Source organism: Sporosarcina sp. P32b (genome assembly GCF_002743335.1).
GTDB lineage: Bacteria > Bacillota > Bacilli > Bacillales_A > Planococcaceae > Sporosarcina.
Window position 1 is genome coordinate 200,092 of sequence record NZ_PDZB01000002.1, and the last position, 12,441, is coordinate 212,532.

Consider the following 12,441-nt stretch of genomic DNA (forward strand, 5'->3'; position numbering starts at 1 on the left):
GGATACTCCTTTTTAAACTATTTTTTCTAGCTACAAAACTGTACGAAAAAAGAGCGGAAGCATAGGGCCTCCACTCACCTGTAATACATATTAGTTGATAGTCACTACTTCCTCGCTCGCTGGTTGAAGCAAATATACCGCATTCGACTTGCATACTTCGTAATCCACGAGATACATCTTTTCTCCGAAGTTCAGTCGCTTCGAATAAATATAGCCGGACTTCTCCAGTTTTCGTATCGCTCGGATAATCGTAGCCATTGACCAGAAATTCATCACCGAATGCCACTCTTTATACGATCTGCTTACCCACTGCGTTCCTTCTTCGATATCATTTGGACCAAAAGACAGCTCATGGATTTGCTGCAAGAACATCGATTCATTGAGTCCGATCTTCGCCGCTGTGTGTGGATGAAATTGCAGAAATGGTTCATGGATAATTTGCATACTAGTTTCCCCCTACTAACTTGTTGTAAGTGGCAGCTATTTGCCTCTTCACTAGCTATATAGAGAGCTTTCTGAATAAGGATACACCTTTTGAAAATAAAATGTGAAGATACATACAAAAAGAAGCTAGTACAGGATAGAAATGCCGTCTGTTACACAGTTGACGACCATTTACACACCTTTCACTAACTTCTTTAAAGTGGACACATCGGATCTAGAACGAGTTGATTGATTATAATTCACGTACAGTGATCGGTATCAATCTGCGCTCCAGTTCATCTCGATGTTATTCATATTGTGCGGGTAACTTCAATTCTTGTCCCATCGTTTCTTCCGACTCATCGTGAGCAAAGCCTGGAGGATCCGTAGCAATTTCGAATAAAATTTCTCCATGCTCTCTGAAGTAAATCGCATTGAAGTAGTTTCGATCTTTAACTGCCGTCACGCCATAATCATGATCTGAAACATGTTCTTGCCATTCCAACTGATCTTGGTCATCTATCGCTCTCCATGCAATATGGTGAACGGTTCCGACACCCATTTGTCCTTTACCCGTTGCAGTTGCTTTAAGATCAACAATATTTCCGATATCAGCGGATGAACGGAAACGAATATAGTCTCCCTCTTTTCCAATCAGTTCAAGTCCCATGACGTTTTCCAAAAGTTCAGCTGTTTTAGTCGGTTGTGAAGAATATAAAGTAGCGCCACCGAATCCTTTAATCGCTACTTCAGGTGTCACGCCTCCAAATGTCCATGCATTTTGTTCACCTTCTGCACGCTCCACGATTTCAAGTTGAAGACCATGAGGGTCATTAAACTGTAGGTACTGCTCACCAAATCGTTCTGTCTTCGTTACATCTACGTTAAATTTGGCTAAGCGTTGTTCCCAAAACATTAGTGCTCCAAGAGGAACAACATAAGAAGTTACACCTACTTGGCCATCTCCTATTTTCCCTTGATAGGCATTTGCCCATGGGAAGAACGTGATAATCGAACCTGGCTTGCCACCTTCATTACCGAAATATAAATGGTACGTACCTGGATCATCAAAGTTCACTGTTTTTTTCACAAAACGTAAACCTAGAACGCCTGCATAAAAATCGACGTTTTCTTGGGGATTCCCGACAATAGCTGTTATATGATGAATTCCACTAGTTTTCTTCATCATGTATGTTCACTCCTTAGGTATTATAACATTCAAGTTTAGCATCAATTACATTATTACTAATTCGAGATATCAGATTAAAAATTACAAATTTTGATCATGTAACCCTATTCTTTTTAGTTGTTCAATTAACTCTTGTTTTTCTATTACGCCTAACCCACTAAAAATTTCTTTCATCGCTTTTTTATGTTCTGGGAAGACTTTATTCATCAGTTCCGTTCCTTCAAACGTCAAAGCAGCATGTGTGACCCGACGATCATTCGGACACAGTTTTCTCATTAATACGTTTTTCTTTTCTAACTGATCAACCACATACGTAATACTACTACTGGCAATTAACACTTTCTCACCAATTTTTTGTATCGGTTGATCACCTTTGCTGTAAATGAACTCCAAAACCGCGAACTCTGTCGGGTTTAACCCCAAACATTTTATATCTTCAATGACACGCTTTTTGATTGACTCTACAGCTCGAGTTAGAACAACGAATAATTTTAGAGATAATGCCTCTTCCAGTTGATCTTTTGCATTCATACTTATCTTCTCACTTAGTTTTACTATATTTTATTCACTCACTAGTGGCTTAAGTAATCCTATTCAATCAGAAAGAGGCGAGTATCGTCTATTCGTTATGCTGGATTCACTTGAAGTTCTACTGTGATTTTAATATCGTCGCCTACTAATACGCCGCCTGTTTCTAGCGCTTGGTTCCAAGTTAAACCATATTCTTTTCTAGAAATTTTGATAGCTGTTTCAAATCCAACTACGTCTACACCCCAAGGATTTTTCCCAGCTCCCGTACGCGATACGTTAAATGTAGTTTTCTTCGTAACATCTTTAACTGTCAAATCGCCAGTTACATCGTATTCGTCTTCTCCTGTTTTGACAATTTCAGTCGAATCAAATGTGATAGTCGGATACTGTTCTACATTAAAGAAATCAGCTGAACGAAGGTGGTTATCACGATCTTCATTATTTGTATTGATCGTGTTCACATCAATCTTGAAGTCAATCTTCGCATCTGTTAAATTGTCTAGATCTCCAGTAACCGATCCTTCCACTCCAGTGAAGCTACCTCTTACATTGGATACCATCATATGTCTTACTGAAAATCCTACGTTCGTGTGCGCTGCATCTACATTCCATTTTGTCATGTTAAAACTCTCCTCTTTATTTACGTATTAAGACTATTATACAATATAATTGTCTCGAATTAAATATATTTGATTTGGTTGTATCTGAAATCGTTGTATTTAAGTGTAAACACTCTATTACTATGACCCATATAGAACACTTTATACCTTTAGCTTATTTACGGATTGTATTCAATGCTGTTGTCCAAGGAATTACTTGGTCTAACATTTGGTTTACTGAAGCGGCTTGTACGTCAGCAGCTTTAAGTTCTGTGCCATTTTCAAAGTCTGTAAATAATGAAAGTGCAGGGTGAACACGAACATGCGCCACGGATAATTCGCTCAAAATACCGCGTAAATGTTCTGCTGCACGAGCTCCGCCAACTGAACCGTATGAAACGATACCTGCTGCTTTGTCGTTCCACTCTACGCGAAGGTAGTCTAATGCATTTTTAAGTGAAGCCGAAATGGAGTGATTGTATTCTTGAACGATGAATACGAACCCGTCCTGTTTTGCGATAATTTCTGACCATGCTGCTGCACCTGATGCATCTCCACCTGCTTCGCCTAGAAGTGGTAATTTATAATCCGCGATATCAATAATCGTGTAATTCGCATCTCCGCGTTTGTCTGCCAATTCTTTTACCCATGCTCCTACTTGTGGACTTACGCGTCCTTCACGTGTGGATCCTAAAATAATACCGATGTTTGATTTTGTCATGGTTATTTCCTCCTGTTGTTTTGTTCCAAATAATTTACTGAAAAAGCTCATTGTTCATTCCAACTCCTTACAAATACTCTTTATCAAATGTACGTGTGCTACGTACTGTATCGATTGGTCTCACTGTTGCTTCAATTTCTTTACGGTTCCCTTCAAGGAATGGCGGTAATGACAGGATCTCTCCAACTGTTTCGTACGGTTCGTCTCCCATAAAACCAGGACCATCTGTCGCCCATTCAAAGAGGATGCCAGGTGCTACTGGTGCATATAAGGATTCAAAGAAGAAGCGATCCACATAGCCTGAAGTTCTAAAACCGGATGATTGCATATGGTCAATCCATTCATGCAATACGTTCGTATCTTCCACTCGGAAAGCAGCGTGATGTACTGTACCGAATCCTTGTCGACCAGCTGGTAACGTTTCATTATGTTCCACAATGACTTGCGCGCCATTTCCACCTTCACCGACTTCGAATAAATGGAATGAACCTTCACTTGCAATATTTCGCATGAACATTGCGTTTTCCAAAACACCTTTAAACTTATCAAATTCAGCGATACGAATATGAATAGGTCCTAAACCTGTAATGGCGAACTCTAATGGTACGGGACCATTTTGCCAAGGTGTTCCTGACTCAATACCTTCGTTCAACTCATCGGAAACTAACATATATTGTTGATCATCAAAGTCTACAAATGAAATCGTCTTTTTACCGAAAACTTCTTCGATTCCATTATGTTGTACTTCATATTTTTCAAAGCGTTTCACCCAGTAATCAAGTGCCGCATCTGTCGGTACACGGAATGAAGTTTTATAAATTTCATTCGTACCATGCGTACCTTTTGGAATACCCGGGAAATCGAAAAATGTCATATCTGTTCCAGCTGAGCCTTTATCGTCTGCGAAGAATAAGTGATAGGTTTGCACATCATCTTGATTGACAGTTTTCTTTACGAGACGCATTCCTAATACATAGGTGAAAAATTCATAATTCTTTTCTGCACTACTCGTAATTGCTGTTACGTGATGAATTCCTTTTAAATGGTTCATATACATCCTCCTATATATTAGCTCGTTTTGATATACTATTAATTCGAGATAAATTCATTTAAAAAAAAGAGATTGTCTTTAAATTAACGTCAATTGCATTTGCAATTAATTAACTTATCTCGAATTCAATATAAATATAACACGGGTAAATTTCGTTGTCAACACATAAAATTTTAAATTCATTTATTCGTGGCTACTTCTTCACCCCACTAATAGTTCCATCCATAGACATAGCCGCAGTCATTTCAACAAAGAACAGGACAAGTGTAGTATCTTCATTCGCGACAAACGATGGTAGTGGATTGACTGGATCGGTTACCGCTTCTTGTTTGCCAATTGTCAGATGCTCCATCGTAATCTCTCCATTCATGACGTATAGGAAAGGAGTGAGACCTGAATAGCTTGGAACGTCAACCACTTCACCTGCTTTAGGATGCGCGTCTAGAATGTAGACTTGTTGTCGTACATACAATGGGGCTTCGCTACCTTCAGGCCCAACCATGACATACCAATCCTTATTGTCTACCGGTTTATCATGAAATTGAATTTCCGGTGATAGATCGGTTTCATTCGGTCGCACGAAGATTTGAAGCATTTCCACTTCATCTTCATTTACTTTTTCTTCATGCCAAAACCCTGCTCCTGCATTCATCAACATTAATTTCCCGCGAGCAATCGGCGCTTCAAATCCTGCAGAATCACGATGATGCATGACGCCAGAGCCAATATAGCTTAAAATTTCATCATTGATATGCTGGTGCATTTTAATCGTTAACCCTTTTTTCATCACCGCATGATCAATGATCGCTAATGGTCCAAATGCCGTGTCTGTTGTTTCATCACCAAGAATGTCGCCCGGTTGAACGCGTGTAATGGTGAAGGGTCCTCTAAATGGCACGGCATGATGTCCTGCTGCAAGTTTTTGTAACAATCGTAACTCCTCCTTTTTCATCGTATACAATAAAATCGACTATCCAAGAGGAAGTCGATTTTATGTTATAGTACGTGTTTTACACAAATACTTCTAGCTATTTAGTTTACAGGTCCTTTATTGATCGCAGTCAATGTAGGATTAACAGCAAAGATTTTTGCGTTAACGCCCGTAATGCCAAAACTAGCTAATCTCTTTGTATGCATTTCTACATATTTTTCAGCCGATTCTTTTGTTTCGAAATTGTAAATTCCACCGGCTTCTTTGGCTTCAGGATCTTCTGTCCATATTTTCCAAATGAATCCCTCTTCTTCATTGATGCTTTTCGCCAAATCAGCAAATCCTTCTGCCATTTCTTCTCCAAACGGTCCATCCATTTTAAAATCAACTTGTGCAATATAGCTCATGATCATTCTCCTTTTCATTCAGTAGTTGTGAAATAGACTTCTCCTAGTATTTCTTTTGCTTGATATGGATTTGGTGAAAGTTCTTTTTCTACATAAGAAGCTACGTCAGATTGTTCTACATCGTACATCACTTCAAGTTCTTTTGAGAAAAGTAGTCTTTCTTTTTCAAGTAAGCTAGAAAGTGCTGGTTGTGGCTTTGGTTGTAGTGTGTCGACGTCAAGAACTTTTTTTAATCCATCGACGTAGGATTCAAGTGGACGACCCCCTACAATTTTCAAGCCTTTATTTTCTGCATTGATCATAATAATGCTTGGGAAACCCGTTGCGCCTAAACTTCTCGCTTGGGCAAAGTCTTCATTCAATAATTGTTGTCCGATTGGTTGTTCCGCTTCATTGACAATCGCTTCTCCATCAAGGCCAAGTGCATTGACGATTTCAACCATCTCAGCGCGTTCTGAAATATTTTGATTGAATACGAAAAGCTCTTCTCTTGTACGTCGTAAATAGGCAGATGCCAATGTGTCGCCATGATTCTTTTGAATAATTTTAAATACACGAGACGGAGGATACGAAGATTGGACTGGATTATCAACCATTAAACTACCATCAATCGGCATTCTTGAATGTTCTCCAACTTCTCTCCAATGACCCGCCACGTCAGCCGGCTTATAAATACCATTTCCAGGATCGATCGGCCCGTCATGCCATTTTTCCAATAAACCGCCCATCACCGTATGCATGTTGAAGTAATGACCATATTGTTCTACAAATCGACGAAGCTCAGGTTCAATCGCCCAACAATGAGAACATATAGGATCCGTCACATAATACAAATTAATCTCTTTTGCTGGCTGATTAAAATCGATCATTTCCATTTCATCGCTTCCTGCTTCTCCACATATTCCTGTTTCCATATCACACATCATATTATTGTTGTTTTTCAATGTATTATTCCCCTTTTCTATAGTTTACGGAATCCGCGCTTTCTTCCGTTCGAATCTATTTTTTCTAATTTTCACTGCTAGCGTAAAATTTAATTACGTTTCGTATCCTCTGCTTTACGCGCTAATCATTTGCCTACAACTAAATTCTATACCATAATGAAAATGATCAACACCAATAGAACCTTGGTTTTGTCGCTTATACAACACATTGAAGACATTGTCGGAAAAGTAGGAGGAAAAACGACATGAATCAACCAAAGACGGACCCACGAATTCTACGTACACGTAAATTAATCATGGATACTTTTATGGAACTGTCGGGTAAAAAAGAATTTAAAGATATTACCGTTACAGATATTGCGGCGGAAGCGATGATTAATCGTGCAACGTTCTATTATCACTTTGAGGATATATATGACTTATTGGAAAAGGTATTATCTGAAGTGTTAGTAGTGAATTTGGATTGCAGCAATTATCAAGACAATGAATTAAATGAAGAAGTGATCACGAGTATTTTTGTAGCGATCACGAACTTCCAAAAATCCTTATCGAATCGTTGTCACAGAGGATACGAAGATACGATTGCACGGAATATTCGAGAACAGCTCGAAATCATTTTTTATAGAATGCTATTAAAACAACATAAAACGGAAGAAGATGAAGGGTTGAAAATTACCGCTGTCATCTTGAGTTGGGGAATTTATGGAGCTTCTGTAGAATGGAAAAGACAAAGTAACAAGATCACACCAGAAGAATTTATTCAATTAGCCATACCTCATTTACTTCACAAGCATGACATTTGAATCATGCGTGACATGCACACACTAAAGGAGATATAAACACGTATGAATGGATTATTTACAGGGTTTCGCGCTGTCTTAGTCATTTTCTGCCTATTGCTATTGCCATCGATAGCCTTTGCTTCGGACAATGTACCCCACACCGAGATGTATGACCACCAATTACAGCAATACAGTTTTTCGCAACCAGCTGCACTACAATCCACGGAATTGAGCGAAGGGTGGATTGCTGAACAACATGTGCGAGGCCAAGACAATCGGTCATTACTCTTTATAGTTTTAGCGGGTCTCGCTGTACTCACAACTGGAATGATGGCTGGCATCGTCTTCGCATACGCAAACTCCGTCATGCCGGGTCTGCGTAAATCAGATGATCGTACTTTCGTTCTTGCCATTAGACACTTGACTTCATCCGTAGCCAATCCACTTTTCCTCATTATTTCAAATGGTGCACTTATAGCGCAAATTGGATTTGTTGTAGTAGCTGTTTTGGCACAGCAAGTTGATCAAGTTGTATTAGGATCTATCGCATTGATCTTTTATATTGCGACTTTACTCATTACTTTCTTAGGAAACCTTCCACTAAATAAAGCTATTATCTCTGCTGAGCTACCTGCAAGCGATACTAAATGGAATGAATTAAGAGTCCGTTTTGAATCCAGTTGGACACGGCTGAACAACTTGCGTACCATCACTTGCATGTTCAGTGTCTCTGCACTCATCATTGCGTTGCTTATTATATAATAAGCAACGCTTCAATCAGCAAAAGGTATTGGGGTATGTGTTAGTTCATGCATTCTTTGGAGTACGCAAAGTAAAAACTATAATTTCTAACTTTGTATGAAACTTCCACCTATTCAAATTGGTTAAGTGTTGTACTATTCCGAATATATTAAAAGGTATTGACCTTTCTAATAGTAGTCTGTTAAATTGTATTGTAGTATATAATATTCAGTGACGAGAAAGAGTACGATAAGAAACCTGTTCCCAAGAGAGTCGGCATTTGGTGAAAGCCGATGGACAGTTCGTATCGGAAAATCATCTCTAAGATGCAAAGTTGAAAATAGTAAATTTTGCCGGACTTCCAACGTTAAATGGAACACGTATAATCGTAAGGTGACTGAGGGTTAGACCTTCTCATTGTTTTACGAAGCTTTTGGATCATGGGTGGTATCGCGAGTAAAAACTCGTCCCTATTTAGGGGGCGAGTTTTTTATGCGCAAAAATATAGGAGAGAAAATGAAGATGAATACAGCACAAGATTGACAGTAATCACCTTCCACAACGAAATGTATACGTTGAATCTACTGTACTGGGAAAATAACCAATACAGTTAACACTATATTTTGCAAAGTCGCAATATTCTAGATTATAATTGCTTTATACATATCGATATTATGTACTTTCATTTTACTCTAGACACACACAAAACACATCAGGAGGTATTATCGTGAGTAAAAAACACATACTATTCACAGGATTCATGCTTTTCTCTTTATTTTTCGGAGCTGGAAATCTCATTTTTCCACCATTTCTCGGTTTAGAATCTGGTACTAATTTTGCACCTGCTATTATAGGCTTCCTTATCACAGGTGTTCTACTACCCTTCATGGCAATCATGGCGATCGCCTTGTCTGATAACGGACTATTTTCGATGGGTAACCGTGTACATAAAGTGTTCGGAATCGTTTTTGCGATCATCATCTATATGTCGATCGGAGCTTTCTACGGTATTCCAAGAGCTTCAAACGTGGCGTATGAGCTAGGATTTAAACAAATCGTTCAAGTGGATGGAAGCTTCCCGTTGCTTGTATTCTCATTATTATTTTTCGGTTTAACCTATTACATCAGTTTAAACCCTAAAAAAATTGTAGATCGCATCGGCCAATTTTTAACGCCTATTCTCTTATTAGTTTTAGGAGTACTTGTCGTCCAAGCTTTTATCAAGTTTGATAACATATCTTCTGCTCCGCGACCAGATTATGCATCAGCCCCATTTGTTAATGGCTTTTTGGAAGGCTATTTCACAATGGATGCTGTCGCAGCGCTGGCATTTGGAATTGTTGTAATCAATGCGTTGAAAGATAAAGGTTCGAGGTCGAAGGCAGAACTTGTTAAAGGGACTCTTGGTGCCGGCTTGATAGCTAGCGCGGGATTAGCCATTGTGTATTTCTCACTAGGATGGATCGGCAAGGTGATTCCGAAAGAACAAAATTTCGGAAATGGTGCAGAAGTATTAACGAAAGCAGCCAGCATGTTGTTCCCAAGTGGCGGCGGACTTCTTTTCGGTATCATTGTCATGCTAGCTTGTTTAACGACTTGTGTCGGTCTAATTAATGCCTGTTCAAGATTTTTCAATGAAATATATCCAAAACTAAGTTACCAGGCATATGTCGCTATTTTTGTACTAGTCGGTTTGTTAGTATCTAACTTAGGATTGAATGCTATATTAGCATTGGCCATACCTTTATTAGTGTTTATTTATCCGATCTCTATTGTGTTAATCATTTTATCTTTATTCCAACATGTTGCAGGTGGCGGAAAGATGATGTATCGGCTCTCCATATTTATCACGTCCGCTTTTGCGTTATACGAAGTATTCACGAAGTTGGGATACAGTCCAGATCGCGTTACCGAGTGGCTAGAAGTTATTCCATTTTTCGAGTATGGACTCGGCTGGGCTGTACCCGCGTTAGTTGCTGCCTTCATTGGTTATATAATGGATAGGTTTTCTCCTCAAGGAAGTCAGTAAAATAAATAGAAAATCCCGCTTCTTTTATTAAAAGAAGCGGGATTTTTTGCCTTCTATTACTGCATATTCTAACATCATTACCGTTTATTGATCTTTTGCGCAGTTTTATACCCCGCGACAACCATGAATGCAACGACGATCACTGTTAGTATGATTGTGATCACATTTCACTCCTTCAATTTCACTTCTGTACTGTATCCGTCAGTTCAACAAACTCTTCTACGTCTTTTGCAACGAGTGAAATGCCAGCTGCCCAGAAATCTTCTTTCGTAATATCTACATCCAGATGTTTCTTCGCTAGGTCTTCCACTTTCATCGATCCCGTATCTCGCAAGAGCGCAATATACTTCTCTTCAAATCCTTCAGGCTGTTTCAAGTATTCTGCGTAGATCCCTAAGCTGAACAAGTACCCGAATGTGTAGGGGAAGTTATAAAACGGCACACTATCGATAAAGAAGTGCAACTTAGCCGCCCAAAAATGCGGATGATAAGAAGACAGGCTATCACCGAATGCTTCTTTTTGCGCTTCTACCATTAATTCATTCAAGCGAGTTTCTGATACAATGCCTTTTGCGCGTTCCGTGTAAAAGTTATCCTCAAACAAGAAGCGAGCACGAATATTTAAAAACATCGCTGTAGCGCCTTCTAGTTTATTAGCTAAAAGGGAAATTTTTTCTTCATTCGATGTAGCATTTCTCACCGTAGCATCCGCTATAATCGTTTCAGCAAACGTACTCGCTGTTTCTGCGACGTTCATCGCATAACTACGGTTCAGTGTCGGTAAATCTTTCATTACGTGACTATGAAATGCATGTCCTAATTCATGCGCTAATGTGCTCGTATCACTTGGTGAGCCTGTGAAAGTCATGAAAATACGGGATTCTTCAAATTCAGGCAAGCTGGTGCAATAACCACCTGGGCGTTTATTTGCGCGATCTTCCGCTTCCACCCAACGATTTTCTAGTACATGTTTTGTAAACTCGGTTAATTTCGGGCCAAATGAAGCGAAGTTTTCAATAATAAAATCGCAAGCCTCGTCGTATGTGAAACGCGTTGGCTTTGCTTCGCCTACCGCTACCGGAGCCGCCACATCTTGCCACCCAAGCTGATCCACGCCAAACAAATCTGCTTTTCGTCCCAAATAATCAATAAATGTTTGCTTCTGCGCGTCTACTGCTGACCACATCGCAGTGAGTGTATCTTCAGACATCCGATTATATTCCAGTGGCTCTTCTAAATGACCTTTTCTTCCGTGTACCTCTTGTAATGTTAAGCGATAGCCTGCTAAATGATTCAAGATGTCCGCAAAAATTGGTCCATTCGTAGACCATGTCTTTTCCCAATTCTCAAATAATGCTGCACGCACTTCTGGCTCAGGATCCGCGTACATTTTGTTCATCGCTTGCCCAATAGATAAGTCTGTTGTGTTGCCGTCTTTATCAGTAAAGGGAACAGTCATAGTAGAACCTACTGTATTGTATAGATCACTCCACGCGGCAAGACCGTCTTTATTTAATTTAGCAATCAGTTTTTCTTCCGCTTCAGATACTAGACGTTTACCTTCTTCACGTATTTCATTTAATGAAAAACTGATGACCCGCAATGTATCGCCTTCAAGTAATGTATTCCAGTTTTCATCCGAAATGGCTACCAGCTTTTTAGTAAAGATTGTAGATAGTTGCTGAATTTCACTGCTTAATTCCATTACTTGGCCTTTGACAACGCTTGCATACGGATCATCCATAAAGGCGTCACGCCACATATTAATAAATGTACCTACTTGGCCAAGTCCTTTACCGATTACTTCTTGCTTTTCTAATAGTTCATGTAAAGTAGAGGCATCGGTAGCCGGATCACTGTTCCATGCGTGTAACTGATCGGCATACAATTCAATATCTTCTTTAACAGCCGAAAGCTTCGTTTGAACTTCCTCAGAATTAGTTCCACCAGTAAAAATACTCTCTAGATCCCATGTGTTCGTATATTTCAATGTATGTCACTCTCCTTATATATATCTACTGTAAACTTTGTTACTAAAATAAGAAAGTTTCGATAACTATGTTCATTATAAACCAATTCGTCAAACTGTGTTC

General features: G+C 39.3%; 13 protein-coding genes and 1 other annotated feature. Of the genes, 3 read left to right on the forward strand and 10 right to left on the reverse strand.

The window, feature by feature from the left end:
* Positions 1-90: 90 nt before the first annotated feature.
* From CSV64_RS02610 to CSV64_RS02650, 9 genes are all read right to left on the reverse strand, one after another.
* Positions 91-444, reverse strand: a complete 354-nt coding sequence (locus CSV64_RS02610; protein WP_099633497.1) for a hypothetical protein — start codon at positions 442-444, stop codon at positions 91-93.
* Positions 445-730: 286 nt separating this feature from the next.
* Positions 731-1,612: a ring-cleaving dioxygenase gene (locus CSV64_RS02615; RefSeq protein ID WP_099633498.1), complete on the reverse strand. Its 882-nt coding sequence runs from the start codon at positions 1,610-1,612 to the stop codon at positions 731-733.
* 81 nt (positions 1,613-1,693) lie between these two features.
* A complete protein-coding gene (locus CSV64_RS02620; RefSeq protein ID WP_099633499.1) occupies positions 1,694-2,143 on the reverse strand; it encodes a MarR family winged helix-turn-helix transcriptional regulator in 450 nt (149 codons plus the stop codon).
* Positions 2,144-2,238: 95 nt separating this feature from the next.
* Entirely contained in the window at positions 2,239-2,763 is a 525-nt protein-coding gene (locus CSV64_RS02625) for a YceI family protein (protein WP_085426150.1), read from the reverse strand.
* A 154-nt stretch (positions 2,764-2,917) separates the two neighbouring features.
* The gene (locus CSV64_RS02630; RefSeq protein ID WP_199168386.1) at positions 2,918-3,514 is read right to left on the reverse strand and encodes an NADPH-dependent FMN reductase; all 597 of its coding nucleotides are present in this window, start codon (positions 3,512-3,514) and stop codon (positions 2,918-2,920) included.
* Positions 3,515-3,530: 16 nt separating this feature from the next.
* Complete coding sequence (locus CSV64_RS02635; RefSeq protein ID WP_099633500.1) at positions 3,531-4,514, reverse strand: ring-cleaving dioxygenase; 984 nt, start codon at positions 4,512-4,514, stop codon at positions 3,531-3,533.
* Between the two features lie 193 nt (positions 4,515-4,707).
* Positions 4,708-5,445, reverse strand: a complete 738-nt coding sequence (locus CSV64_RS02640) for a pirin family protein (RefSeq protein WP_199168394.1) — start codon at positions 5,443-5,445, stop codon at positions 4,708-4,710.
* Between the two features lie 101 nt (positions 5,446-5,546).
* The gene (locus CSV64_RS02645; RefSeq protein ID WP_099633501.1) at positions 5,547-5,852 is read right to left on the reverse strand and encodes a monooxygenase; all 306 of its coding nucleotides are present in this window, start codon (positions 5,850-5,852) and stop codon (positions 5,547-5,549) included.
* A 14-nt stretch (positions 5,853-5,866) separates the two neighbouring features.
* The gene (locus tag CSV64_RS02650; RefSeq protein WP_099633605.1) at positions 5,867-6,778 is read right to left on the reverse strand and encodes a DsbA family oxidoreductase; all 912 of its coding nucleotides are present in this window, start codon (positions 6,776-6,778) and stop codon (positions 5,867-5,869) included.
* A gap of 263 nt (positions 6,779-7,041) precedes the next feature.
* Between CSV64_RS02650 and CSV64_RS02655 the strand changes: the two genes are divergently transcribed.
* The 3 genes from CSV64_RS02655 to brnQ all read left to right on the forward strand — a co-directional run bounded on the left by CSV64_RS02655 (position 7,042) and on the right by brnQ (position 10,348).
* On the forward strand, positions 7,042-7,599 hold the full coding sequence (locus tag CSV64_RS02655) for a TetR family transcriptional regulator (protein ID WP_099633502.1): 558 nt from the start codon (positions 7,042-7,044) through the stop codon (positions 7,597-7,599).
* A 42-nt stretch (positions 7,600-7,641) separates the two neighbouring features.
* Complete coding sequence (locus tag CSV64_RS02660; protein ID WP_233190394.1) at positions 7,642-8,340, forward strand: anthrone oxygenase family protein; 699 nt, start codon at positions 7,642-7,644, stop codon at positions 8,338-8,340.
* A 201-nt stretch (positions 8,341-8,541) separates the two neighbouring features.
* Positions 8,542-8,794 (forward strand) — a binding site (T-box leader).
* A 252-nt stretch (positions 8,795-9,046) separates the two neighbouring features.
* The gene (brnQ, locus tag CSV64_RS02665; protein WP_099633503.1) at positions 9,047-10,348 is read left to right on the forward strand and encodes a branched-chain amino acid transport system II carrier protein; all 1,302 of its coding nucleotides are present in this window, start codon (positions 9,047-9,049) and stop codon (positions 10,346-10,348) included.
* Between the two features lie 181 nt (positions 10,349-10,529).
* Here brnQ and CSV64_RS02670 read toward each other — a convergent pair whose 3' ends face one another.
* A complete protein-coding gene (locus tag CSV64_RS02670; RefSeq protein ID WP_099633504.1) occupies positions 10,530-12,338 on the reverse strand; it encodes a M3 family oligoendopeptidase in 1,809 nt (602 codons plus the stop codon).
* Positions 12,339-12,441 lie beyond the last annotated feature (103 nt).

What these genes read in the sequence shown, in the direction of transcription:
- CSV64_RS02630 (WP_199168386.1), bottom strand. Translation starts at nt 3,514, where the DNA reads ATGAGCTTTTTCAGTAAATTATTTGGAACAAAACAACAGGAGGAAATA.
- CSV64_RS02620 (WP_099633499.1), bottom strand. Translation starts at nt 2,143, where the DNA reads ATGAATGCAAAAGATCAACTGGAAGAGGCATTATCTCTAAAATTATTC.
- CSV64_RS02635 (WP_099633500.1), bottom strand. Translation starts at nt 4,514, where the DNA reads ATGAACCATTTAAAAGGAATTCATCACGTAACAGCAATTACGAGTAGT.
- CSV64_RS02645 (WP_099633501.1), bottom strand. Translation starts at nt 5,852, where the DNA reads ATGAGCTATATTGCACAAGTTGATTTTAAAATGGATGGACCGTTTGGA.
- CSV64_RS02650 (WP_099633605.1), bottom strand. Translation starts at nt 6,778, where the DNA reads ATGATGTGTGATATGGAAACAGGAATATGTGGAGAAGCAGGAAGCGAT.
- CSV64_RS02660 (WP_233190394.1), top strand. Translation starts at nt 7,642, where the DNA reads ATGAATGGATTATTTACAGGGTTTCGCGCTGTCTTAGTCATTTTCTGC.
- CSV64_RS02625 (WP_085426150.1), bottom strand. Translation starts at nt 2,763, where the DNA reads ATGACAAAATGGAATGTAGATGCAGCGCACACGAACGTAGGATTTTCA.
- CSV64_RS02655 (WP_099633502.1), top strand. Translation starts at nt 7,042, where the DNA reads ATGAATCAACCAAAGACGGACCCACGAATTCTACGTACACGTAAATTA.
- CSV64_RS02615 (WP_099633498.1), bottom strand. Translation starts at nt 1,612, where the DNA reads ATGATGAAGAAAACTAGTGGAATTCATCATATAACAGCTATTGTCGGG.
- CSV64_RS02610 (WP_099633497.1), bottom strand. Translation starts at nt 444, where the DNA reads ATGCAAATTATCCATGAACCATTTCTGCAATTTCATCCACACACAGCG.